21 protein-coding genes and 1 tRNA gene are annotated in these 21,951 nt (G+C 56.2%); 11 read left to right on the top strand and 11 right to left on the bottom strand.

All coding sequences use genetic code 11. The annotated features are described in order from the left end of the window. Window positions 1-37: 37 nt before the first annotated feature. Genes D9K61_RS23115 through D9K61_RS23100 form a run of 4 tightly spaced genes read left to right on the top strand, consistent with a single transcriptional unit; the run spans window position 38 to window position 2,133 of the window. Window positions 38-670, top strand: a complete 633-nt coding sequence (locus D9K61_RS23115; protein ID WP_120635683.1) for a DNA-3-methyladenine glycosylase — start codon at window positions 38-40, stop codon at window positions 668-670. After that, a complete protein-coding gene (locus D9K61_RS23110) occupies window positions 667-1,332 on the top strand; it encodes an alpha/beta hydrolase (protein ID WP_120635520.1) in 666 nt (221 codons plus the stop codon). Before D9K61_RS23115 ends, D9K61_RS23110 begins: the two co-directional genes overlap by 4 nt. A gap of 2 nt (window positions 1,333-1,334) precedes the next feature. Continuing rightward, window positions 1,335-1,826, top strand: coding sequence for a GNAT family N-acetyltransferase (locus D9K61_RS23105; protein ID WP_162947003.1), 492 nt, complete (start codon window positions 1,335-1,337; stop codon window positions 1,824-1,826). 4 nt (window positions 1,827-1,830) lie between these two features. Next, window positions 1,831-2,133, top strand: a complete 303-nt coding sequence (locus tag D9K61_RS23100) for a putative quinol monooxygenase (RefSeq protein ID WP_120635518.1) — start codon at window positions 1,831-1,833, stop codon at window positions 2,131-2,133. A 10-nt stretch (window positions 2,134-2,143) separates the two neighbouring features. Here D9K61_RS23100 and D9K61_RS23095 read toward each other — a convergent pair whose 3' ends face one another. Both D9K61_RS23095 and D9K61_RS23090 read right to left on the bottom strand, forming a co-directional pair. Further along, entirely contained in the window at window positions 2,144-2,569 is a 426-nt protein-coding gene (locus D9K61_RS23095; protein WP_120635517.1) for a VOC family protein, read from the bottom strand. A gap of 32 nt (window positions 2,570-2,601) precedes the next feature. Continuing rightward, a complete protein-coding gene (locus D9K61_RS23090; protein ID WP_120635516.1) occupies window positions 2,602-3,207 on the bottom strand; it encodes an rRNA large subunit pseudouridine synthase E in 606 nt (201 codons plus the stop codon). Window positions 3,208-3,420: 213 nt separating this feature from the next. On the opposite strand from D9K61_RS23090, the gene D9K61_RS23085 reads away from it, so the two are divergent. Next, window positions 3,421-4,008 (top strand): HNH endonuclease, encoded by a 588-nt coding sequence (locus D9K61_RS23085; protein ID WP_120635515.1) that lies wholly within the window; start codon window positions 3,421-3,423, stop codon window positions 4,006-4,008. A 3-nt stretch (window positions 4,009-4,011) separates the two neighbouring features. On the opposite strand, the gene D9K61_RS23080 is transcribed toward D9K61_RS23085, so the two are convergent. Continuing rightward, complete coding sequence (locus D9K61_RS23080; RefSeq protein ID WP_120635514.1) at window positions 4,012-4,476, bottom strand: disulfide bond formation protein B; 465 nt, start codon at window positions 4,474-4,476, stop codon at window positions 4,012-4,014. Then, window positions 4,473-5,051, bottom strand: coding sequence for a YqaA family protein (locus tag D9K61_RS23075; protein WP_120635513.1), 579 nt, complete (start codon window positions 5,049-5,051; stop codon window positions 4,473-4,475). The genes D9K61_RS23080 and D9K61_RS23075 overlap by 4 nt, the downstream gene beginning before the upstream one ends. A gap of 145 nt (window positions 5,052-5,196) precedes the next feature. Between D9K61_RS23075 and D9K61_RS23070 the strand changes: the two genes are divergently transcribed. From D9K61_RS23070 to D9K61_RS23050, 5 genes are all read left to right on the top strand, one after another. Beyond that, window positions 5,197-5,282: transfer RNA gene (locus tag D9K61_RS23070), tRNA-Leu, on the top strand. 602 nt (window positions 5,283-5,884) lie between these two features. Continuing rightward, window positions 5,885-7,018 carry a glycosyltransferase family 2 protein gene (locus D9K61_RS23065; RefSeq protein ID WP_120635682.1) on the top strand — a complete coding sequence of 378 codons (1,134 nt, stop codon included), beginning with the start codon at window positions 5,885-5,887 and terminating at the stop codon, window positions 7,016-7,018. 468 nt (window positions 7,019-7,486) lie between these two features. Next, the gene (locus D9K61_RS23060) at window positions 7,487-8,455 is read left to right on the top strand and encodes a TAXI family TRAP transporter solute-binding subunit (protein WP_120635512.1); all 969 of its coding nucleotides are present in this window, start codon (window positions 7,487-7,489) and stop codon (window positions 8,453-8,455) included. A 98-nt stretch (window positions 8,456-8,553) separates the two neighbouring features. Continuing rightward, window positions 8,554-11,163 (top strand): TRAP transporter permease, encoded by a 2,610-nt coding sequence (locus D9K61_RS23055; protein WP_120635511.1) that lies wholly within the window; start codon window positions 8,554-8,556, stop codon window positions 11,161-11,163. After that, window positions 11,160-11,591 carry a universal stress protein gene (locus tag D9K61_RS23050; protein ID WP_120635510.1) on the top strand — a complete coding sequence of 144 codons (432 nt, stop codon included), beginning with the start codon at window positions 11,160-11,162 and terminating at the stop codon, window positions 11,589-11,591. The genes D9K61_RS23055 and D9K61_RS23050 overlap by 4 nt, the downstream gene beginning before the upstream one ends. A gap of 114 nt (window positions 11,592-11,705) precedes the next feature. Here the strand turns inward: D9K61_RS23050 and D9K61_RS23045 are convergent, their stop codons facing one another. From D9K61_RS23045 to D9K61_RS23035, 3 genes are read right to left on the bottom strand one after another with little or no spacing between them, the layout of a single operon-like run. Continuing rightward, a complete protein-coding gene (locus D9K61_RS23045; RefSeq protein ID WP_120635509.1) occupies window positions 11,706-12,710 on the bottom strand; it encodes a lipocalin-like domain-containing protein in 1,005 nt (334 codons plus the stop codon). Between the two features lie 25 nt (window positions 12,711-12,735). After that, the gene (locus D9K61_RS23040; RefSeq protein WP_120635508.1) at window positions 12,736-15,150 is read right to left on the bottom strand and encodes an ABC transporter permease; all 2,415 of its coding nucleotides are present in this window, start codon (window positions 15,148-15,150) and stop codon (window positions 12,736-12,738) included. Next, the gene (locus D9K61_RS23035; protein WP_120635507.1) at window positions 15,147-15,794 is read right to left on the bottom strand and encodes an ABC transporter ATP-binding protein; all 648 of its coding nucleotides are present in this window, start codon (window positions 15,792-15,794) and stop codon (window positions 15,147-15,149) included. The genes D9K61_RS23040 and D9K61_RS23035 overlap by 4 nt, the downstream gene beginning before the upstream one ends. Window positions 15,795-15,969: 175 nt before the next feature. Between D9K61_RS23035 and D9K61_RS23030 the strand changes: the two genes are divergently transcribed. Beyond that, entirely contained in the window at window positions 15,970-16,404 is a 435-nt protein-coding gene (locus tag D9K61_RS23030; protein WP_120635506.1) for an ion channel, read from the top strand. Here the strand turns inward: D9K61_RS23030 and cls are convergent. The 4 genes from cls to D9K61_RS23010 form a co-directional block, all read right to left on the bottom strand. After that, on the bottom strand, window positions 16,401-17,813 hold the full coding sequence (cls, locus tag D9K61_RS23025) for a cardiolipin synthase (protein WP_120635505.1): 1,413 nt from the start codon (window positions 17,811-17,813) through the stop codon (window positions 16,401-16,403). The two genes, D9K61_RS23030 and cls, sit on opposite strands and share 4 nt — an antisense overlap. A 24-nt stretch (window positions 17,814-17,837) precedes the next feature. Further along, window positions 17,838-18,812 carry an HAD family phosphatase gene (locus D9K61_RS23020; RefSeq protein WP_120635504.1) on the bottom strand — a complete coding sequence of 325 codons (975 nt, stop codon included), beginning with the start codon at window positions 18,810-18,812 and terminating at the stop codon, window positions 17,838-17,840. Window positions 18,813-18,882: 70 nt separating this feature from the next. Continuing rightward, window positions 18,883-20,484, bottom strand: coding sequence for an arylsulfatase (locus D9K61_RS23015; RefSeq protein WP_254055844.1), 1,602 nt, complete (start codon window positions 20,482-20,484; stop codon window positions 18,883-18,885). Between the two features lie 231 nt (window positions 20,485-20,715). Then, complete coding sequence (locus D9K61_RS23010; protein ID WP_120635503.1) at window positions 20,716-21,792, bottom strand: AI-2E family transporter; 1,077 nt, start codon at window positions 21,790-21,792, stop codon at window positions 20,716-20,718. Between the last annotated feature and the right edge of the window lie 159 nt (window positions 21,793-21,951).

The raw sequence follows: 21,951 nt of genomic DNA, 5'->3' as shown, positions 1-21,951 counted from the left end.
GCCTAACGTGCAGGCTGTCATTGAAGCCGGAGAACGCATGACAGTCGGACGTATCATCGAAACACCGGATTGCGTTACCGAAGGGGCCGAATGGCTGGCTGATACGTGTCCACGCATGGCTTATGCAATGGAACAGACCGGCCCGTTGCCCCTGCGTCGTCGCCCGGATGGGTTCGCTCAACTGCTCAGCGCCATTGTCAGTCAGCAGGTCAGCGTCGCGTCGGCGAACGCGATTTGGCAGCGGTTGAAAGACGCGAAGCTGACGGGCCCGCGCAAGATTATGTGGGCAACAGATGACGATTTGCGTGCAGTGGGCCTAAGCCGTCAGAAGATTCGATATGCCCGTGCGCTGGCCGAATCGCGAATTGACTACAAAGCCTTACGGGATTTCCCTGATGCAGATGTCATTGCTGTTTTGACCGAGGTCCCCGGCATTGGGGTTTGGACAGCCGAGATATACGCCATGTTCTCACTGGGCCGCGCTGATGTGATCGCACCAGGCGATCTGGCGCTGCAAGAAGCGGCCAGGGTTCTTTACGACCTGCCCAAGCGTCCCACCGACAAGGAACTGCGGCAAATGGCTGAAGACTGGTCGCCCTGGCGGTCGGTTGCGGCCCGGGTTTTGTGGGCCTATTACCGGCTGGCCAAACAAAGAGAAGGGATCAGATGACACGGGTTTTGAATGCGCTCCGGAAAGAGCCGGTTTCGGGCGACACACGCTCGGTCGTTGTGTTCGTGCACGGCTATGGCGCCAACGGGGCCGACCTGCTGGGGCTCGCAGACCCGTTGGGCGAGCATCTGCCCGACACGTTGTTTGTGGCACCTGACGCACCCGAACAGATCCCCGGAATGCCCAATGGGTTTCAGTGGTTTCCAATTCCATGGATCGACGGCTCGTCCGAGGAAGAGGCGCGCCGTGGTATGGACATGGCGACCGAGGATTTCGACGCGTTTCTCGATGCCTTGATGGTGGACGAAGATGTATTGCCCGAGCAGGTGGTTTTGTTCGGCTTTTCGCAAGGTACGATGATGAGCCTGCATGTCGCCCCGCGGCGCGAAGACCCGGTTGCCGGGATCGTCGCTTTCTCAGGCCGTCTGTTGGAACCGGATATGTTGGCAGATGAGGTCGTCAGCCGAATGCCGATTTTGTTGGTGCACGGAGACGCTGACGACGTCGTGCCGCCGCAGTCGCTGCCCGAAGCCGCCGAAGCCTTGCAAGAGGCCGGATTCAAGGATGTCTTCGCCCATGTCATGAAAGGCACCGGTCACGGTATCGCGCCTGATGGGTTGAGCGTCGCGCTGGCCTTTATGCGTGACAAGCTGAGCCTCTGACCATGATCACCGTCCGCCCAATGATGCGTGAAGACGTGGCCGAGGCGTGCCGTATCCTCAATGAGATTATCGCCACCGGGGGCACTACGGCGCATGAAATTCCGTTTTCAGAGGTTTTGTTTGTGCAAAGCTATCTGGATGGAGTTGACAAGATCTGCTGTCACGTTGCGCTGGATGATCGGGGCGACGTGGCGGGGTTTCAGTGGTTGGGCAGCAATGAGGCATTGCCCGAAGACTGCGCCGATATTGCCACCTTCACCCGACGTGATCCGGTGTTGCGCGGCGCCGGGCGCGCGTTGTTTGGTGAAACGGCTAAAACAGCAGGTGCACTGGGGTTTCATACCATCAATGCGACGATACGGGCAGATAATGTTCCCGGGTTAAGTTACTATGAAAAAATGGGATTCCGCGATTTTTCAATCGCTCATGGCGTTCCCTTGCGCGACGGCACCCCGGTGAACAGAATCTCGAAACGGTTTAGCCTGAAGGAGTGAGCCCATGTTGATCGTCACTGGTGTTGTCGAAGTTGCTGAAGCCGGGGTCGAAAAGGCGCGTGATGCCGCGCTGATCATGGTGGCTGAGACGCTGAAGGAACAGGGCTGCATTGCCTATGAATTCAGCCAGGTTCTTGGCCATACGAACCGGTTTCGGGTTTATGAAGAATGGCAGGATCAGGCCGCGCTTGAGGCGCATTTTGCGACGCCTCATATGGCGGCGTTCCGGGCTGTTCTGGCGGATGTTGGTATTGTGTCCAGCGAAATTCACCGCGTTGTCGGCGGTGAAAAGCAGCCCCTGGGCTAAGCAAGCCGGATCAATCCCACAACCAGCCTTCGGCAAATTCGACGGAATTGCCTGCCGGGTCGCGCACATATAGGGATCGTGCACCGCCAGGCCAGTCGAACTCCGCATCCACGGGAATGTTCCAATCCAGCAGGTGCTTGCGCATCAGGGCGATGTCATGGCGGGTCAGTACAAGGCAGACATGGCCTGCGCCGCGGGCGCCATGCGGTGGGACTGGCAGATCCGGATTGGTCGGAGGTTGCTCGGTTTGGTCCGGGTTGAACAACAGCAAAACCGAGTCGCCAATTTTGTAAAATATATGCCGTTCAGGGATACGCTGGATGCGTTCAAGGCCCAAGACCTCTCCGTAGAACTGTTCGGCCGCGTCAAGATCATCGACATAAAGCGCCGCTTCCAGAATGGCCCTTGGGGCAGGTATGCCGGGCGTCAGTTTCATGGGGTTAGTCTAACAGATCAGGCCATGACCTGTCACCGGCGCGGTCGGCGATCCCGTTTGCGCTGCGGCGCGACCTTTAGTTCTGGCATTTGCAGACTGTCCCACTGGCCGGGGGCAAGGTCATCCAGTGCCCAATCGCCGATCCGGTATCGGATCAACCGCAGTGTTGGCAGGCCAACGGCAGCCGTCATCCGGCGCACCTGCCGGTTCTTGCCTTCGCGCAAGGTCAGCTCGATCCAGCTGTCCGAAACGGTTTTGCGTTCGCGGATCGGTGGGGTGCGGGGCCACAGCATGGGCGGCTCGTCTATCTCGCGCACTTTGGCCGGGCGGGTCTGGCCATCCTTCAATTCAACCCCGTCTCGCAATGCTTTGAGGGCGGTGGCATCTGGCTCACCTTCGACCTGAACCCAATAGGTCTTGGCCATTTCGTGTTTCGGGTCCGAAATCTGCGCTTGCAAGCGCCCTTCATCGGTCAGCAACATCAGTCCTTCGCTGTCGCGATCGAGCCGCCCCGCCGGATAGACACCGGGCAGATCTATGAAGTCCGAAAGCGTGCTGCGTGGCGCGTCGGCATTCGCGCGATCAGTGAACTGAGGCAGCACATCAAAGGGTTTGTTGAAGCGAATGAACCATGACATGCGCCCGCCATAACGCGAGCACCGCATCGGATGCAACCTGTGGATAACTGTCATGCTTCTGTTACGGAACAGGCTTACCCAGTCTTCGACATATTGTGGAAACTCGGGGCTTGTCAGAGATTTAACACGATATATAGTCATCATAAGGCTGGGGCGGGTGCTCTCCGCTCTGGTGTCACAAACGGGCAGCTGAGAGCGAGAGGCGATTCTACCATGGACGGAGACTTCAGGACCGAATTTGTCAGGGAGCCAGGTGCGCTCAAGCATCACCCGGCATTGGTTTTGAATGCCGATTACCGCCCCTTGTCCTATTATCCGCTGTCTCTGTGGCCCTGGCAGGAGGCGATCAAAGCAGCCTGGCTGGACAGGGTCGATATCGTTGCCGAATACGACGAGGTGGTCCGCAGTCCCAGTACCGAGATCCGAATACCCTCGGTCGTTGTGTTGAAAGACTATGTAAAACCCAGAAAGCGCGTGGCCTTCACGCGCTTTAATTTATTTCTGAGGGACGAATTCTGCTGTCAGTACTGCGGTGGCCGAGGCGACCTGACGTTTGACCACGTGGTGCCGCGCGCCGCAGGCGGGGTGACCAGCTGGCAAAACGTGGTTGCGGCCTGCAGCCCCTGCAACCTGCGCAAAGGGTCAAAGTCCTTGCGTCAGGCAGGCATGTCGTTACGCAAACCACCGCGACAGCCCGACGCCGAGGCGTTGCGCAATATTGGCCGCAAGTTCCCTCCGAACCATTTGCACGAGAGCTGGATCGATTTTCTCTATTGGGACGCGGAATTGGATCAGCTGTAAGGTTCAGCGGCTGCGCCAGGCAGCGATCCAGACCAGCACCAGCCCGGCGGAAATCAGGGCATTCCATCCAGCCATCGACAGGCCGAGCATTTCCCATGGGATATCATCGCAGCGCACCAATGGGGCAGACATAATCTGCTCCATCAACTCTTGCGAAGACAACCCGCCGATGTCGCCCGAAGTACAACTGCTGGGTCCTTCCCAGAATCCCCGCTCGACCCCTGCATGATAGATTCCGATCCCGGAGGTTACTGCCGCAGCAAGTGCGCCGAACAGGGGCAAGATTCGAACGTTTGGCAAGGCCAGAGCAACAAGTCCGACGGCAACTGCCGCGCCATGTGGGTATCGTTGCCAGATACACATTTTGCAGGGCGCCAAGCCGCCAAAATACTGGAAGCTCCAGGCCGCCAGCAACAATGCTGCAGAACCGGCTGCAGCCAAAACAACGTAAGTCGCACGTTTTGTCATAGGTATCGTACCGCTAAGAATCCGCCAAACAGCAGAATGATGAACAACGTGAACATCAGACCCAGGCGCTTTTCGATAAAGTCCCGGATCGGTTCACCAAAGCCCCAAAGCAAACCAGCGACCAAGAAGAATCGCAGTGCTCGGGCCAGAATGGATGTGGCGATAAACGTCCCCAGCGGCATCCCCGTCCAGCCGGACATGATGGTGATGACCTTGTAGGGGAAAGGGGTAATCCCGGCCGCAAGAACAGCCCAGAAGCCAAAGTCGTTGAAGCGGGTGTTGAACTCTTCCATGGCATGCGCTTTGCCCATGGATTCCAGAATGGGCTGGCCAATGCTGTCATAGAAGAATGCCCCGATCGCATAACCCAACATGCCGCCCAGAACAGACGCCACCAAGGCAACCGACGCGATCAGCCAGGCCCGCGAAGGGCGCGCCAGGATCATGGGAATCATCAGCACGTCAGGGGGAATTGGAAAAAAAGAACTTTCGACAAAAGCCACGACGGCCAGTGCCCACAGGGCACGCGGGTGTTCTGCCAGCCGAATGGTCCAGTCGTACAACGATCGCAACATAAAGCACTCAAATCCAATTCTCAGACCGTGCAAGCCAAACCATGCACCTGCAGTACCGTCAACCGCCGTCGCAGAAACAATCAGGGTATTGGTTGTTTTTTGCCTCTGGACCTTCGTCGAGTTGAACGCTAATTCAGTGTCCGAGGCCCAAGTGGCGGAATGGTAGACGCAGGGGATTCAAAATCCCCCGTCCTAACGGACGTGCCGGTTCGAGTCCGGCCTTGGGTACCAAGGTAAAAACAGAGAGTTAGGGGAACCTGCTCTCTGTTTTTTCTTTACCGGTATTCCGCATACCCACACTTTCTTGTTCTGATCCTGATGTGTTTGTGTGAGTGAAAACAAGCAAATACTGTTCAAAACAGAGGTGATAGAACTCACGCCCCCCGGTGGTAGCATCTTGAGAGGTCGCGCCTCTCCTTGGGCACTGAGTCATTCGCATTTTCATCCAAAACCAAACCTTGAGATTAACGCCAACGCGCTGTTCTCTTGAGATTGTATTCGGATCTTTTTCGCAGAATCGACTTCTTCCCAACATCTACAAAAGGGCGAAGTTTACCAGCTCTGGGACCACCGGCCAAAACACGCGAGGCGTTGCTGGAAATCGTGTTCCGCGAACTTGTTTCGAATTGTTAAACAAAGTATCCGTAGATTGGCTTATGTTCATCCCGAGTGAATAAAATTACGCCTTTGCAGACTGTCCTTGACTTCGATGTCCTGTCTGTAAATCTGATAGTGTTATTTGTTTTATTTTTAGTAGGTGGGTTCCATTGGTTGGGAAGCAAGAAGTTACAGAATCATCAGTTGAGTCTGACGCGATCGAGTTAACGATCCTGATGCCGTGCCTGAATGAGGCCGAAACGATTGAGGTCTGCGTTCGAAAAGCGCTTGATTTCATCGCGCGTGATGGCATTCGGGGCGAGGTTCTGATCGCAGACAATGGCAGCACCGACGGTTCGATTGAGATTGCCGAAGGTCTTGGGGCCAGGGTCGTGAATGTCGAACAAAAAGGGTATGGCGCGGCATTGGCCGGCGGTATCGAAGCAGCCCGTGGAACGTTTGTGATCATGGGTGACGCTGACGACAGCTATGATTTTTCCAAGTTAGAGTTATTTGTTCAGGAACTGCGGGCCGGAAATGATCTGGTCATGGGAAACCGATTCCGCGGTGGTATAGCCGAGGGCGCGATGCCGTTTCTGCACCGGTATCTGGGCAATCCAGTTCTGAGCTTTATCGGTCGGTTGTTCTTTAATATCCGTATCGGCGATTTTCATTGTGGCATGCGCGGTTTCCGGCGTCAGTCCATTCTGGACCTTCAACTGCACACATCCGGCATGGAATTTGCATCCGAGATGGTGGTCCGATCCGCGATGAGCCGCCTGAAAATTGCCGAGGTACCTACAACCCTCAAGCCTGATGGCAGAAGTCGCCCGCCGCATTTGCGCACCTGGCGAGACGGGTGGCGGCACCTAAAGTTCCTGCTGATGCACAACCCCAGATGGCTTTTTGTGTATCCAGGACTGTTCTTTACACTGATTGGCGGCATCACAGCCCTCGTTCTCATGTTCGGCCCGGTGCGCGTAGCAGGATCTGTCGAACTTGGAACGAACACCTTTCTGGCATCCTGCTTGATCACAATCGTTGGCACCCAGTTGCTGACGTTCGGAGCATTGGCACGCATGATCGCGACAAACAGCGGTCTGTTGCCTGTCGGGGGGTCGAGCCAAATCCTTAGGAACTGGGCAACGACCGACAATATTGCCCTGTTTGCTTTTTGGCTGCTTTTGTTTGGCCTTCTTCTGTTTGGCATCGCGTTTGGGCAGTGGGCTCTACTTGGTTTTGGCGACATATCGAACCCTCTGACAACACGGTTGACCGCTGCAGGATTCAGTTTGATAGCAATCTCGGTCCAGTCTGCATTTGCGGCGTTCCTGTTCGGAATCATCGAGATTCCAACCCGGGATAAGTGAGCAGAGTACCGATTTCGGGTGCATCGAACGCCTGAGCTCAGGCGTTGAAAGGCGTTTCGAAACAATTGTTTCGATTCGGTTTTTTGACACCAGTTCGGGCGCCCTGGATCTTCGGTAGTAGGGTGTTGTTCGCGATTGATATGGACCTACGCGCGGTTCAATATTCCGACGCTTGAACGAAGACGCTTTGCTGCCTGTGCTGGTGAGAGGGCAGATAAGGCGCCCTCGTGCCCATTAGCGGGGAAACTTTTGAAAACTTCCTCAGATTTGCTGCTTTGGGCAGATGAATGATGCGCTGGACTTGACAATTGGTGTCTCTGAATGAAACCTCGAAATTGTTGGGAGATATTGGAAAATTTACTCAGGTGCAGCCGTTGCATGACGGGCTGATCTGGCTTATCGGCGCGTTCCCCGAATAAGGGGTCTAAGCCTTTTCCCCACCAGCAAAATAAAAATGGGAGTTCTTAAATGAAAAACAGCAGCAAGCTTAGCCTCGGCGCATTTGTCACCGCGGCCATGATGGCTCCGGCGGCTTATGCCGAAGAGTTCATCACTATCGGCACCGGCGGTGTGACCGGCGTTTACTACCCGACCGGCGGCGCGATTTGCCGCCTGGTTAACAAGGGACGCAAGGAACATGGCGTACGCTGCTCGGTCGAATCGACCGGCGGTTCCGTCTACAACATCAACACCATCCGCGAAGGCGAGCTGGAGTTTGGCGTGGCGCAGTCCGACTGGCAGTACCACGCTTATAACGGCAGCTCGAAATTCGAAGAGGCTGGTCCTTTCGAAAACCTGCGCGCCGTGTTCTCGGTTCACCCAGAGCCCTTTACCGTTGTGGCCCGTGCCGATTCCGGCGTCACCAATTTCGAGGATCTGAAGGGGAAACGCGTCAATATCGGTAACCCTGGTTCCGGTCAGCGCGGCACCATGGAAGTCCTGTTGGGCGAAATGGGTTGGACCACCGGTGATTTCGAACTGGCGACCGAGCTGAAGGCGGCAGAACAGTCCGCAGCTCTGTGCGACAACCAGATCGACGCGATGGTCTACACTGTCGGTCACCCATCGGGTTCGATCCAGGAAGCGACCACAGCCTGTGACTCGGTTCTGGTGAACGTCAGCGGCGATGCCGTCAGCAAACTGGTCGACGACAATTCGTTCTACCGGACCGCAACCATTCCTGGCGGCATGTATCGCGGTTCTGATGGCGATACCCAGACCTTTGGTGTGGGCGCAACCTTCGTGACGTCGGCAGACGTGTCGGATGATGCGGTTTACGCGGTGGTCAGCTCGGTCTTCGAAAACTTCGATGACTTCAAAAAGCTGCACCCCGCATTTGCCAACCTCAAGCCCGAGGAAATGATCGCGGACGGCCTGTCGGCTCCGCTGCATCCGGGCGCCGAGAAGTACTACAAAGAAAAAGGCTGGATCCAGTAATCCGGACTTGAAGCAGGGTGCCCATGGGCGCCCTGCACCAAACCCGTATCAAACGGGCAAGTTAGAAGGCCGAAAAGGCCGCGACGGGGAGACATGTCATGAGTTCCGATTCACAATCCAATCGTCCGCTATCCGAAGAAGAGCTGCAGGAACTTGTAGCCTCGTCTGATGCAGGCGGACGCAATCCGGTCGGCAATGTCGGGATTTTCCTGGCCATTGTGGCAGCGCTCTGGTCGATTTTTCAGGTCGTTTTGGCCTCACCTATTTCCAATTACGTCTTGCCGGGAAGCGTTGTTAACAACGCGCGTCAATTCCATCTGGCCTTTGCGATGTTTCTGGCCTTTGCGGCTTATCCGGCTCTGAAATCCAGCCCGCGGGATCATATTCCCGTTCAGGACTGGATGATGGGCGTTTTGGGCGCGTTTGTCGCGCTGTATGGCTATTTTTTCTATAACAAGATCGTCGATGCTGGTGGTCTCGCCGACGATACGGACAAATGGATTGCTTTAGGTGGCTTGATCCTGCTGTTCGAGGCCGCGCGCCGCGCGCTTGGCCCGGCGATGGCGATCATTGCTACAATATTCCTGGTTTATGTATTCTTCGGCTCCTCCGATTGGGTCCCGGAAGTCATCCGCTGGAAAGGCGCCAGCCTGAAGAAGGCTATGAGCCATATGTGGATCACGTCCGAGGGCGTGTTCGGGATTGCGTTGGGTGTTTCGACGAAATTCGTGTTCCTCTTCGTTCTATTCGGGGCCTTGCTGGATAAGGCTGGGGCAGGGAACTACTTTATCAAGATGGCGTTTGGTGCGCTGGGTCACCTGCGTGGCGGCCCCGCCAAAGCGGCCGTCGTAGGGTCGGCTGCAACCGGTTTGATCTCGGGTTCGTCCATTGCCAACGTTGTCACCACCGGTACCTTCACCATCCCGCTGATGAAACGCGTTGGTTTCAGCAGTGAGCAGGCGGGTTCGGTCGAGGTCGCCTCGTCCGTGAACGGTCAGATCATGCCGCCGGTAATGGGCGCTGCGGCGTTTCTGATGGTGGAATATGTCGGCATTTCCTATGTCGAGGTGATCACGCATGCCTTCCTTCCTGCCGCGATTTCTTACATCGCGCTGGTCTATATCGTGCACCTTGAGGCGGTGAAGCGGAACATGCCCACCCTGGGCGACCGCGACGTAAAGCTGGCGCGTACCGTTGTCGGGATGCTGTCCTTCTTCCTGGTCTTCGCCGGGCTGTGCTATGGCTCGCAATTCCCGGTCGAAGCTGTGACCAGTTGGGCGCCGTCATCGGCGGGGTTGATACTGAGCCTTATCATCTGCGCCATCTATGTGGCATTGCTGTATCTGGCCGCTCAGGTGCCGGATCTAGAGCCTGATGACCCAAATGCAAAAGAAGTAACTTTGCCTGTTATCGCGGATATCTACAAAGCCGGTCTGCACTACCTGCTGCCGATCATCGTGTTGGTTTACTTCCTGATGATCGAGCAGAAGTCACCGGGCTTGTCGGCCTTCTGGGCCACCGCGTTGCTGTTTGTGATCCTGTTGACTCAGAAACCCCTGAAGGCGATTTTCCGGGGTCAGAGCAACATGTATGACACGTTTATCGATGGTGTCGCCGACCTTTGGCAGGGCATGATCGATGGCGCACGCAACATGATTGGTATCGCATTGGCCACGGCCACCGCGGGCGTGATTGTGGGCACGGTGACACTGACGGGTGTCGGGCAGGTCATGGCCGATCTGGTCGAGTTCCTGTCGGGAGGTAACCTGATCCTGATGCTGGTAATGGTTGGTATACTCAGCCTGATCCTGGGCATGGGGCTGCCAACGACAGCGAACTACATCGTGGTCAGTTCCTTGATGGCCGGCGTTGTCGTCGAACTGGGGGCGCAAAGCGGCCTGATCGTGCCACTGATCGCGGTGCACTTGTTCGTCTTCTATTTCGGCATCATGGCGGACGTAACGCCGCCGGTGGGCTTAGCAAGTTTCGCTGCGGCTGCCGTCTCGGGTGGGGATGCGATCAAAACCGGGTTTATCGCTTTCTTCTATTCGCTTCGAACTGTGGCGCTGCCGTTTGTGTTTATCTTCAACACGGACCTGCTGTTGATCGACGTCACGTGGGTGGAAGGCATAACAGTCGCCATATTTGCGACAATAGCGATCCTTGTCTTTACGGCGGGAACAATGGGGTACTTTCTCACCCATAGCCGCATCTATGAAAGCATTGCCCTGATCTTTGTGGCCTTTGCGCTGTTCCGGCCGGACTACTTCATGGACCGGATCTCACCACCGTTTACAACTGTTGAACCAGCCGCGTTCGAGGAAACCATAGGTGAAACACCGCCCGGAACCGAGGTCCGGCTGGTGGTCCAAGGCCCGGATTTTGATACGTTGGAAATGGTCGATACAACTGTTGTCGTTACCGTTGGTGACGAAGATGGTGGTTCTGCCCGGGTCGAAGCCATGGGTCTGCTGCTGGTCCCCGAAGATGGGTTGGTCAAACTCGAAGAACCTTTGTTTGGCACACCTGTGGCCGACAATCTGGGGAACTTTGATTACTACGGCGATGAAGCGGTGCGCCTGACCTCGGTCAGCTTGCCGTCCAGCCAATCCCCGAAACAGCTGATCTATATCCCGGCGATGCTATTGCTGGGTCTGATCGCCTTCCTGCAACGCGGCCGTGCCGCCAGACAAGAGGTGCCAGCATGACAAGTTCTGTTCTATGCGCCATCGACATCAGCAACGGAGATTTGGATGCACCTGTCCTGAAAAAGGCGGCTGCGCTGGCGGACATTGAGGGCGCGCAGTTGGATGTCGTCACCGTCCTTCCCGATTTTGGAGAAAGCTGGGTTTCCGGCTTTTTCCAGCCTGACTTTCACGACAAAGCACTGGAAGAGGCGCAGAACAACCTGACCAAGATGTGCGCAAACACACTGGGTGCAGATCGCAATGAAAAGATACGGCATGTGGTGGCGACGGGCACGGCGTATCAAGAGATCCTGAAAACGGCAGAAGGTGCGGGTTCAGACCTGATCGTGATTGGCGCTCATAAACCAGATCTGAAGGATTATTTGTTGGGACCGAACGCAGCACGGGTTGTGCGGCATTCAACTGTCTCGGTCTATGTTGTCCGTTAGGGAAAACCCGCCAAATACGTTTTTGTTGATATGCGAAGCTCTCTTGGGCTTCGCATTTTTTTCTGAACAAAATCGGACGCGCCCGATTGGCACAACAGACGGCGGCACTTTCGGTCAGTAACCCGTCATCTCCAGATACCCGCGCCCCTGATGGGTGCCGGTGACAGCCACAGGACCTTCCCAATACTCAAAACGGGTGGCCATCCAGGCATCTGGCACCAACGCGGACACTTCCACATCGACACCACGATCTGGCACAGTCACGCGCCACTCCACCGGAACGTCGCGGCCTGCAACACGTGCGGTTTCCAGCGGTGTGAAACTGGCGGAACCATCCGGCAAAGCCACGGCAGACCCATCTGTGCTGATCCAGGTTGCTGACGTGAAATCACCCCGGTCTCCGCGCAGACGAAATGCCATCAACTTGTCCCCGTCATCGAAGCTGAGCGAGAACCAATCCCACCCGCTTTGATCCTCGGCCAGAGGTTGCGAGGACCACTCCCGATCCAACCATCCATTTCCAGTGACCGCCATGTCTCCCTCAGGCAGGTGCAGCACGCCTTCGACTCTGTACGACGGTTGGGAATAGTAGTGACTGGCTTGTCCATCGGCTGATTTTATAGAATAGCCATTTTCCCCGTGAAAGACCAATGGACCTTGGGCTTTCAGTGACAAATCATACCCAAAATCTTCACCGTTTGCGGTGAGGGTCAGGGTGTCAAAATTGGGCCCGCTCATCTGCCATTCATCAATCCATGCCGAAAAAGGCAGTGCCGTTGCCCCGGCCTGCCCAATGCCACCACGCGACAAACGTTCTGCGAAGTAGTGGGTTTCAGGTGTGGTAACCGCGGCATGGCCCATCCAAATTTGCGGGCTTTGCCAGCCTTCGGTTTCGAACGGTTTCAATGCGGATCTGAACAGCGTCCACTGAATACCATAGTCGCGACCATCGTCGCCCGTCAGGGTTGCAGTGAGATACCACCATTCGATTCGAAACGCGGGATGTGGCCCATGGTCCTTGGGAAACTCGAACTGATAGCCGCGCTGGGGGATTTCGAACCCATCGGCTGACCCGCCCAGACCAGCATAGCCCTGCGCCCAGCTTGGAATCGGCAGCATGCACAAAATGGCGATCAGTATGGCTCTAACGCTCACTGGCAAAAACCTTCAGCAAATCGGCAGGCGGCAGGCGCAGTAATCGCAGCGCGGGCAGGGCTGCTGCGATAAGTGCCGCCAACAGTGTCAGGACAAGCAGATAGAGCCAATCCCACGGAAAAACATACATGGGCAGGCGCCAGCCAAAGGCCTGTACGTTGATCACGGTCAACAAAACCCAGGACAGAACCAACCCAAGCAGCAAGGCCAGGCACGCCGTAAGCGCGGCGAGTGTGACACTGCGCATCAGTTCAAGTTTGGCCAGTTGTGTCCGGTTCAGACCCAGCGCCCAGACAGGCGCGATGTGTGGCAGGCGCTGCGTCCACAAGGTCAGCAGACTGGTGAGAATGGCAAAGCCGGCCACGCCAAGGGTCAGAACATTCAGCGCTGAGGTCACAACAAAGGTTTTTTCGAAAATGGCCCGTGACTGCGCCTTCATCGCTGCCTGGTGAACCACGGCTTGCCGGGGCAAATCAAACTGGTTTCGTAAGTCCTGTGCCATCTCGGTCGCCTTGTCCGACGGCATACGTATCCCAAACCGACGTGTTTCGGTGCCCGGTGCGATCTGATCCATCTGTGCCATTGAAACGATGGCTTGCCCGGTTGGGTTACCATAGTCGGAATAGACGCCTGAAATGGTCAGAACGCGACCGGGACGAAGCTCAAGCGTATCACCGGGCCAGAGGTCGGCGCGACGTGCCAGCTGTTCGTTGATCAAAGCAGCCCGTCCGGCCATGACATCATCCCAAACGCCTGCTGACGATGCGATCAAAGGCCAGTGCAGCCGGTATACAGGGTCATCGACGATTCCGTACAAGAATAACGGCCCTGTTTCGTGCGCCAGTTCGACAGTGCGAAGCGGTAGGATGGCGTCGACGCGTGGCTGAAGCCAGTCGGATATCTCCTGACCTTGCTGGTTGTTGACGGCTGTGACGTAAAGCTCGGAGGTCAAACGCTGATCCAACCAACCGACAAAGGTCAGGCGAAAGCTTGAGACCATTGTTCCAACGCCGATATTGGTTGCGAGGGCCAGCAGTAACGCCATCAACGCAAGGGACAGGCCGGGCAATTGCGCTCGCATATCCGCCCAGACCCATTGCGCAACCGGTCCCTGCGCGCGCCGCGCAAACAGGGCAAGGACACCAGACAAAAGCAGGGGCAGTAACAAAGCAGTGCCGGTGAGCAAACCTGCAAGAAGAACAAATCCTGCGATCAGACCTCCGACACTTAGATATGCAAATACTCCGCCCGCAATCAAAACCAAGCCGGCCAGCGCGGTCATGCGGCGCGCCGGGGCGTTATCCTGCCATGCGCGCAACCCCGGGCCGGCCAGTATCGGCATGTGTGACAAACGCCAGAGCGCCTGGCCGCTGGCAAGCAGCGTTCCGGCCACCGCCATGGCAATACCTGCTGCAGCCCATTCCGGGCGCAAGGACATCTGTCCGCTGACCGAGGCGCCGTATAAACCGCGCAGTGTTGCGGCCACATCCGGCAGCAGTGCGCCAGCGATAAAGAAGCCTAGTACCAGACCCAGTGCCCCGCCGATCACTGCAAGCAACGTCAGTTCGGCCAGGATCAGCACCACCAAACGGCGCATTGACACACCAAGCGCGCGCAGCGTTCTGATCATGCCGCGCCGCTGGGCAAATGCCAGCCCGACGGTTCCATGAACGATGAATAAACCGACGGCAAAAGACAGCATGCCAAAGGCGGACAGGTTCAAGTGAAAGCTGTCCGTCAGTTGGGCAGTATCCACTTGGGATGAGGGGCTAAACCGCTGCAAGTCCGGCGCGATGTCAGACAAGGCAGGAACCAGCTGGGGCTGGTCCGGTAGTATAACCAAGCGCGAGATTTCCCCTCGCTGGTCCAGCAACACTTCGGCGACACCAATATCCGTCAATATAACGTCTGGCGGCAAGGCCGCGCTTTCCAGTATCGGAGGCAAGTCACCCTGTTCGCGCAGCAACGGCGCCAGTTCCGGCGAGGCCAGCACGCGCCCCGGGGCGGTCAGCATATCGGCTGGGTTTGGGGGGACGGCACTCTGTTCCGCTTCGACGATGGCGGGCAGGGCCGGGTAGGCCACCATATCCACACCCATCAGGTGCACATGGCGCGTACCAACCCGATAGGGACCTTCCAAAACAGCAGCGACCTGCCATCCGGCGCGACGAAGATCAACATAGCGTGAAACAGGGATGGGTCCGGTGGGGTTTCGCAATTCGTCAAACTGTCCAAGCGCCAATTGGGCATTCGCCCGCGCATAGCTTGCCCGCGCTTCGGCGTTGATGGCCTGAACGGCCGACCAAAGACCCGTGGCCAGCGCGATACCGATCAGCAATGTTCCAAGTTGTAGGCGATGCGCGCGCCAATGAGACAGCAGGGCCTGTAGGACCGTTTGCGTCACTGAACATGCCCGCCAGCCAGATGAACACGACGGTCCAACCGCGCGGCGATATCAAGCGAATGGGTGACCAGCAGCAAAGCAGCCCCGGTGTCTACGACCAGCGCCAACATCAGGTCCAGCACGTTTGCGCTGGCGGTTTCGTCCAGATTTCCGGTGGGTTCGTCTGCCAAAAGTAACTTGGGGCGCACGGCCATGGCGCGCCCGATCGCCACCCGTTGTTGCTGCCCTCCAGACAGGTTTTCGGGGTACCGATCCAGCACATCCGCCACGCCCAGCCTGTCCGCCAGGTGCAGGGTCCACTCTGGATCATGACATTCGGCGAGCCGCGCGTGGAACGTCAGGTTCTGGAGAACTGTCAAAGACGGTATCAGGTTGAATTGCTGAAACACCAGCGAAACGCTGTTGCGACGCAGTTGCGCACGACCCGCATCATCTAATGGTGACAATTGCTTTCCATCGAGCGTGATCTCGCCCTCATCAAAACTGTCCAGCGCGCCTGCCAGATTCAACAAAGTGCTTTTGCCGCTGCCACTTTCCCCGGTTAGCGCAAGCGTTTGACCCTGATCCAGTGTCAACGAAACGCCCCGTAAAACAGGTCGCCCGCCCGGATAGGATTTCTGGATGTTGTCAATGTTCAATAACATGGTCTGACCTGTCTTACTGCGTAGGATGTGCAACTGTTTGCGTACCTGTCCAGTGCTGACACGTATCCGGTTCCATTCGCCGCAGGCAAACTGATGCAGGGTCGGGCTTGTACCTGGGGGCGTCAAAGGTCATTCTGCACGGACAAACCGAAGCCGCAATTCAGGATGTAAAAACATGACGTTGCCGCATCAGATCTTTTGGGGCAGTACTTTTCTGGGTCTTTGCATCGTGATCGAGATCCTTTTGCTGACCTGGTGCACTGTGGCCATCATGAAAATGGAAGCAAAATGGTCAGCACGCGGCTTGTTCATGGGCACGGCCGGCCCGATTGCCACTGCGCTGGCCTTCATTGTCGCAACACACACGATCCAGGTTTGGATCTGGGCCATTGTTTGGGTGTTGCTTGAGGTGTTGGCGGATTGGAATTCGGCCCTTTATTTCTCGTTGGTGACGTTCACAACCCTTGGCTATGGCGACATCGTGTTGGGGGAAGGTTTGCGAATCTTTGGCTCATTTGCGGCTGTGGCCGGGCTTTTGGCATTCGGATTGTCGACGGCTTACATGGTGGCGCTGATGACACGGGTGTTTCAGGAGAACTTCTTTTCCTAGAGGATCGGTGCGAACAAACGGGCCAACGGGGCGCCGAACCGGATATGGGCCGGTTGCTGAGACAGGGACCGTGTCAGCTCGTAACTCGCTTCGAAATCGGCCAGCAGCATTTGTTCCACGTCATGAGCGGCGCGGGTGTCGAAGAACAGGGCCATCGCCTCAAAATTCAGACGGAAAGAGCGGTTGTCGAGGTTGGTTGTGCCGACCGCCATCAAGGTGTCATCGACCACAAAAACCTTCTGATGCATGAAGCCATCGGTGTAGCGAAACACCCGTGCGCCACAGTCTCGAATTTCGTCAAAGTAGGCGAAAGCAGCCAACCAGGGCAGGCGGTGGTCGATCACCTCGGGGACAAGAATACGCACATCTACGCCGCGCATGGCAGCGTGCTGCAGCGCCGTCATGATGTCGATGTCCGGAACAAAATAGGGCGATGCGATCCATAGTCGTTCTTTGGCCTCGGCAATGGCCGAAAAAAACATCATCGCCCCGGTTTCAGTGTCGTCCCCGGGACCGGTCGCCACCAGCAGGGCATTCATATCCTGCTCTGACACGCTGCCGGCCCAGTCCAGATGGTCGATCAGGTCTTCGTCATGGGCCCAGTGCCAATCCTCAGAGAAAATGAGCTGCAGTTGTCGAACCACATGCCCGGTCATCTTTAAATGAGTATCACGCCAGTGACCAAAATGTGGGTCTTCGCCCAGATACTCGACGCCTACGTTGTGCCCGCCGATAAAGCCGGTTTCGCCGTCAATGATGACAGTTTTACGGTGATTGCGGTAATTGAGCTGAAAGCGAAAATTGGGGCCGCGTTGTTGCCGCGGATCGGCAACATCTATCCCGGCTTCCTGCATGGTTTCCAGATATTGCTTCGGCAAGCCGTAGCTTCCAACAGCGTCGGTCATGAACCGCACGTGAATGCCTCGCTTTGAGGCCTGGATCAGCTTTTCCTGCAGCTTTTGCCCCAGCGCATCGTCACGGATGATGTAGAACTGAATCAGGACATAGCTTTTGGCGGCGTCGATCGCGTCAAAGATGGCGTCAAACGTTGCCTGCCCATCAATCAGCAACTGCGCGCCATTGCCACGTGAGACGGGCAAATGAGCCAGAAACTCAAATGGGCGAGGGTTGATCGACATCGACGAAGGGTCAGGCTTGGAATAGTCGGCGAAGGTCTTGATGCCTTCGACAACCCGTTCACTTTCCTGCCGGGCAATCCGGTAGCCGCGAAACCGGTGATGTCCCAGAAACAGATACATAGGCACCGCAAAGAAGGGCGCTGATAACAAAAACACCGCCCAACCGACGGCGCCCTGTGGCGTGCGTGCGGTCTGTGCCGCACGCACGGAAAACACGACCGCCGTGGCATACAGGGCAAAAACGAAGACGGAAAAGAGCAATGTCCACATAGGATTGGGTGACTCCGGGGTCGTTCAGTTCGCCCCAGTGTAGATGCGTGACCAGTCCTGCGCCATATCCACGATGACCCATCCCATCGTGGGCCCCTTATCCAGACCGTCGACCAGTTGACCAATCGGGCTGTCGCGGTCATAGGCCCATTCCCGGTCTGCATCCGTGTGGTGGATCAGAACACCCAATCGAGGACCTTCGCCAGCCGTTGTCCATTCCATCATCGCAAAATCCCCGTCGGAGTTTCCACCAGCCAAGATCGGTCGCTTGCCGATCGTGCGTTCGATGTTGATTGGCTTGCCTTCCTTGTCGTCGATGAACGCTATCCCCGGGGCTTTGATGACAGTTGGAACGCCGTCAACATCTTCGATCACGCTGTTTCCGTAGGTGCCCAGAACCTGTTCAGGGGGGATGCCATAGGCATCCTCGGCGAAGACGCGCATGAAATGAATGCCACCGCCGGAGACGATATAGGTTTTGAACCCTTCGTCGCGTAGATACCGCAACAGTTCGACCATCGGCTGATAGGTCATTTCATTGTAGGGCAAACCAGTGTCAGCGTGTTGGGACTTGTCCAGCCAGTCGGCCACCGCAGCCTGAAACTCATCGACGCTGGTGCCGGAATGTGAGGCATTCACGACTTCGATCAAGGCGTCATGACCGCCCTGCAAGACCGTTGCCAGATCGCCGTCCGCCGCCGCTTGTAGCGCCGGGGTTGTCAGGATCGCAGGGTCCTGTTGGGCCAGTTCGGCCAACCTGTCCACCGCAAAGATAAACTGGAAATAGACAGGCTGTTCCGCCCAAAGCGTCCCGTCATTGTCGAACACGGCAATCCGATCAGACGGCGTGACATAGTCGGAATTCGTTGGATCCGTGACCGCCTCGACAAACGCCGTGATCCGGTTACGGGCCTCGGTGTTGTTCCAGCTTGGCAACGGGTCGGCCCAGGTTGCCAGCGGGACGGTCGCAACAATGACAGCACAGGCGAGACGCAGCATGTTCAAGCTCCTATTGATACGCCAAGGGCCGCTTAAACTTGCGGCCCTTGAATGTCTTGATCACGCGACCCTAGTTTGAAGTGGGCGTGGTCAGCTTCTCCATCACCTGATCCAGACTGAAGCTGGCTGCTTTCTGGCGCGGCGGGAATTCCTGGAAGGTGCCCAGGAAGTTTCCTACATACTGCTGCGCCGGAACCAGAAAGAACACACGATCGATCATCCAGTCATAATAGGTGTTCGATGTGCGATACCCGCGTTCATAGGGATCACGCCGCAGATTGACGATGATCGGCACGCGAAGCTCGGTGAAAGGTTCCATCCAAGCGCGCAGTGTGGCCCAGGCCTTCTGCTCCAGGAAGATTAGTTTCCAATCGTCAAACCTAAGTGCCGACAGATCACCATCATCGGTGAAATAGAAAATCTCGCGACGCGGGCTTTCGATGGTTTCACCGGTCAGAAGTGGCAGTATGTTGTACCCGTCCAGATGCACTTTGTAGTCCCGGCCCATTTCGGGTGAGGCATATCCGGTTTTCAGCTTCTCTTTGATGTCCGGGTCTCCAGCGACTGCCAGATAGGTTGGTAACCAATCCATGTGGTGCACGATCTCGTTGGTGACTGAACCAGCCTCGATCTTACCGGGCCAGCGTACCATTGAAGGCACCCGCCAACCGCCTTCCCAGTTGGTGTTCTTCTCACCCCAAAACGGGGTTGAGGCCGCATCCGGCCAGGTGTTGTAATGCGGGCCATTGTCCGTCGAATAGTGGACGATGGTGTTGTCCGAAATGCCCAATTCATCCAGCAAATCAAGTAATTGCCCGACCTGTATGTCATGTTCGATCATACCTGCAGTGTATTCATCCGCCACGCGACCGATCATTTCATTCGCCTGCGCACGCATCTCATCTTTTACATGCGTGCGAAAGTGCATCCGCGTGCCATTCCACCAGACATAGAATGGGGTTCCGTTTTGGTTGGCCTCGCGAATGAACTCAATCGCGACATCAAGCGTTTCCTCGTCTACCGTTTCCATCCGCTTTCTTGTCAACGGCCCGGTGTCTTGGATCAAGCCGCTAGCAGAAGACCGTATTACGCCACGCGGGCCATAGGCCTCGCGGAAGGTCTTGCCATCCGGCAGAATGGCCTCGCCGGGATAATCCTCATGCTCGGGTTCTTCCTCTGCGTTTAGGTGATAGAGATTTCCGAAAAATTCATCAAATCCGTGGTTTGTCGGTAGATGTTCATCTCGATCTCCCAGATGATTTTTGCCGAATTGGCCCGTGACATAACCGTGGTCTTTCAACAGACCAGCAATGGTCGGATCCTCGATCTGCATGCCCTCTTTCGCACCGGGTAGACCCACTTTGGACAGGCCCGTGCGGAACACCGATTGACCCATGATGTACGACGATCGACCTGCGGTGCAGGATTGTTCGCCATAATAGTCGGTAAAGATCATACCTTCCCGGGCAACGCGGTCGATGTTGGGGGTCCGGTATCCCATCAGACCCATTGTATAAGCCGAGATGTTGGATTGTCCGATATCATCGCCCCAGATGACAAGGATATTGGGCTTCAGATCCTGCGCCCACGCGGGAATGGCTAGACACGCTGCGATTGCTGCGGTGGCCAGCTTTTTGGTCCAGTTGTCATGGGGCGGTTTTGTTGGTGACATATGATGCTCCTCAAGTGGCGGACCTGTGGCCCTGACTTGTGTTCAAAATCTAGTCGACGGCGGTATTAGATTTTTATGTATCGTCTCTAAGGTGCCGATTCCCCGCGATAAAATTCAAGTCCGCGAGAGCCTCAAAATAGAAATAGAGGTGCCTGATCCCCTGACGCTAACACACGTCAAATTCGAAATATACAATTTCTGAATGATTTATTGGCCAAACAACCGATGTCTTTAGGCCCTGTTGTCGTCTTCGCCCAGACTGCCATCTAAAGACATCAGGATCGCAATGGGGCGCAATGCGGGAACGTGGCTGAAGACGATCAGAATGCAGACTGTCAAAGGCACGCTGAGAAACGCGCCGATCAGCCCCCAGACCGTCGTCCAGAATGTCAGGGCCAGAATGACAAGGAACGTGGACATGTTCAGCGACCGTCCCAGCAGGGCCGGATCCAAGAAGTTGCCAATCAAGAACTGCAATGTACCACAACCCAGAACAATGATTAGAAACGGGCCAATGCTGTCGAATTGCACAAGGGCGATCATTGCCGGGAAAATCACGGCGATAATTGATCCGATTGATGGGATGAAGTTCAACGCAAAGGTTAGAACAGCCCAAGTCTCGGCGTATTCCAACCCCAAAGCTTTGAACATTGAATAACTGATACCGGCCGTAAACAGGCTGATGAGCGTCTTAACCCCGACATAGCGCTGAAGGCTGAAGGATATCGCATCCAGCATCGAAGAAAACTCGGCACCGGTTTGTGGGCTGCCTGCGGCTAGCTGAATTTTCTTGCGAAAGGCCAGCCGCTCGGCCATCAAAAACGCGACGTAAAGACTGATCAGAAAGAACTGGTTGAGCAGGGACGTCGCGCTGCCCAGCAACAGGCGTGCCAGATAGGACATGTCAATGCTGACCAGATTATCACGGATGAATGTGGTGATATCGTTGCCCACCAAGCCGGTGATGCGATCAACCGCGCTGTCAAATTGTGTTTCGTAAGTGCCGATCGAGCGTGCAAACTGGGTGGCCTGACTGCCCAGAATATACATGATCATGAACAAACCGGCCAAAACCACTGTCACGCCGGCGATGTTCGCCAACCACACCGGCGCGCGGGTGAGGGCAATAACCCGGTCGCTTAGGGCGATGATCAAAACATTCACCAACAATGCCATAGTCAGCGGGATCAGGAAGGCGGCCCCGGCATATAGGGCCAGGACCAAAAGGCTGGCGACAATGCAGGTGTCGCGTACAACCGAAAGTCTTAACCCTGTGCGATCCGATGTGTCTTGCTGATCCGAGGTCATCCAGATCCCTGAAATGCGAGCGGCGTTGCGCTGTGAAAAGATGCGTAGATTACCTGATCCTGCACAAGCAATTGAGTTTATGCAATGCGGTCAGATATTTGTCGGGTCGATTATTGCCGCGTGACGCGTTTGACGGGTTCTGTGTTTTGGGGTGTCGCG

Origin of the sequence: Ruegeria sp. EL01, from assembly GCF_900313035.1 — a bacterium.
GTDB lineage: Bacteria > Pseudomonadota > Alphaproteobacteria > Rhodobacterales > Rhodobacteraceae > Ruegeria.
This window is presented reverse-complemented; position numbering and strand designations above follow the sequence as displayed.

What these genes read in the sequence shown, in the direction of transcription:
- D9K61_RS23075 (WP_120635513.1), bottom strand. Translation starts at nt 5,051, where the DNA reads ATGTTGCGATCGTTGTACGACTGGACCATTCGGCTGGCAGAACACCCG.
- D9K61_RS23055 (WP_120635511.1), top strand. Translation starts at nt 8,554, where the DNA reads ATGAGTTCCGATTCACAATCCAATCGTCCGCTATCCGAAGAAGAGCTG.
- D9K61_RS23085 (WP_120635515.1), top strand. Translation starts at nt 3,421, where the DNA reads ATGGACGGAGACTTCAGGACCGAATTTGTCAGGGAGCCAGGTGCGCTC.
- D9K61_RS23010 (WP_120635503.1), bottom strand. Translation starts at nt 21,792, where the DNA reads ATGACCTCGGATCAGCAAGACACATCGGATCGCACAGGGTTAAGACTT.
- D9K61_RS23110 (WP_120635520.1), top strand. Translation starts at nt 667, where the DNA reads ATGACACGGGTTTTGAATGCGCTCCGGAAAGAGCCGGTTTCGGGCGAC.
- D9K61_RS23035 (WP_120635507.1), bottom strand. Translation starts at nt 15,794, where the DNA reads ATGTTATTGAACATTGACAACATCCAGAAATCCTATCCGGGCGGGCGA.
- D9K61_RS23015 (WP_254055844.1), bottom strand. Translation starts at nt 20,484, where the DNA reads ATGTCACCAACAAAACCGCCCCATGACAACTGGACCAAAAAGCTGGCC.
- D9K61_RS23050 (WP_120635510.1), top strand. Translation starts at nt 11,160, where the DNA reads ATGACAAGTTCTGTTCTATGCGCCATCGACATCAGCAACGGAGATTTG.
- D9K61_RS23045 (WP_120635509.1), bottom strand. Translation starts at nt 12,710, where the DNA reads ATGCTGCCGATTCCAAGCTGGGCGCAGGGCTATGCTGGTCTGGGCGGG.
- D9K61_RS23105 (WP_162947003.1), top strand. Translation starts at nt 1,335, where the DNA reads ATGATCACCGTCCGCCCAATGATGCGTGAAGACGTGGCCGAGGCGTGC.
- D9K61_RS23090 (WP_120635516.1), bottom strand. Translation starts at nt 3,207, where the DNA reads ATGTCATGGTTCATTCGCTTCAACAAACCCTTTGATGTGCTGCCTCAG.
- D9K61_RS23020 (WP_120635504.1), bottom strand. Translation starts at nt 18,812, where the DNA reads ATGCTGCGTCTCGCCTGTGCTGTCATTGTTGCGACCGTCCCGCTGGCA.
- cls (WP_120635505.1), bottom strand. Translation starts at nt 17,813, where the DNA reads ATGTGGACATTGCTCTTTTCCGTCTTCGTTTTTGCCCTGTATGCCACG.
- D9K61_RS23115 (WP_120635683.1), top strand. Translation starts at nt 38, where the DNA reads ATGACAGTCGGACGTATCATCGAAACACCGGATTGCGTTACCGAAGGG.
- D9K61_RS23095 (WP_120635517.1), bottom strand. Translation starts at nt 2,569, where the DNA reads ATGAAACTGACGCCCGGCATACCTGCCCCAAGGGCCATTCTGGAAGCG.
- D9K61_RS23030 (WP_120635506.1), top strand. Translation starts at nt 15,970, where the DNA reads ATGACGTTGCCGCATCAGATCTTTTGGGGCAGTACTTTTCTGGGTCTT.
- D9K61_RS23065 (WP_120635682.1), top strand. Translation starts at nt 5,885, where the DNA reads ATGCCGTGCCTGAATGAGGCCGAAACGATTGAGGTCTGCGTTCGAAAA.
- D9K61_RS23080 (WP_120635514.1), bottom strand. Translation starts at nt 4,476, where the DNA reads ATGACAAAACGTGCGACTTACGTTGTTTTGGCTGCAGCCGGTTCTGCA.
- D9K61_RS23100 (WP_120635518.1), top strand. Translation starts at nt 1,831, where the DNA reads ATGTTGATCGTCACTGGTGTTGTCGAAGTTGCTGAAGCCGGGGTCGAA.
- D9K61_RS23060 (WP_120635512.1), top strand. Translation starts at nt 7,487, where the DNA reads ATGAAAAACAGCAGCAAGCTTAGCCTCGGCGCATTTGTCACCGCGGCC.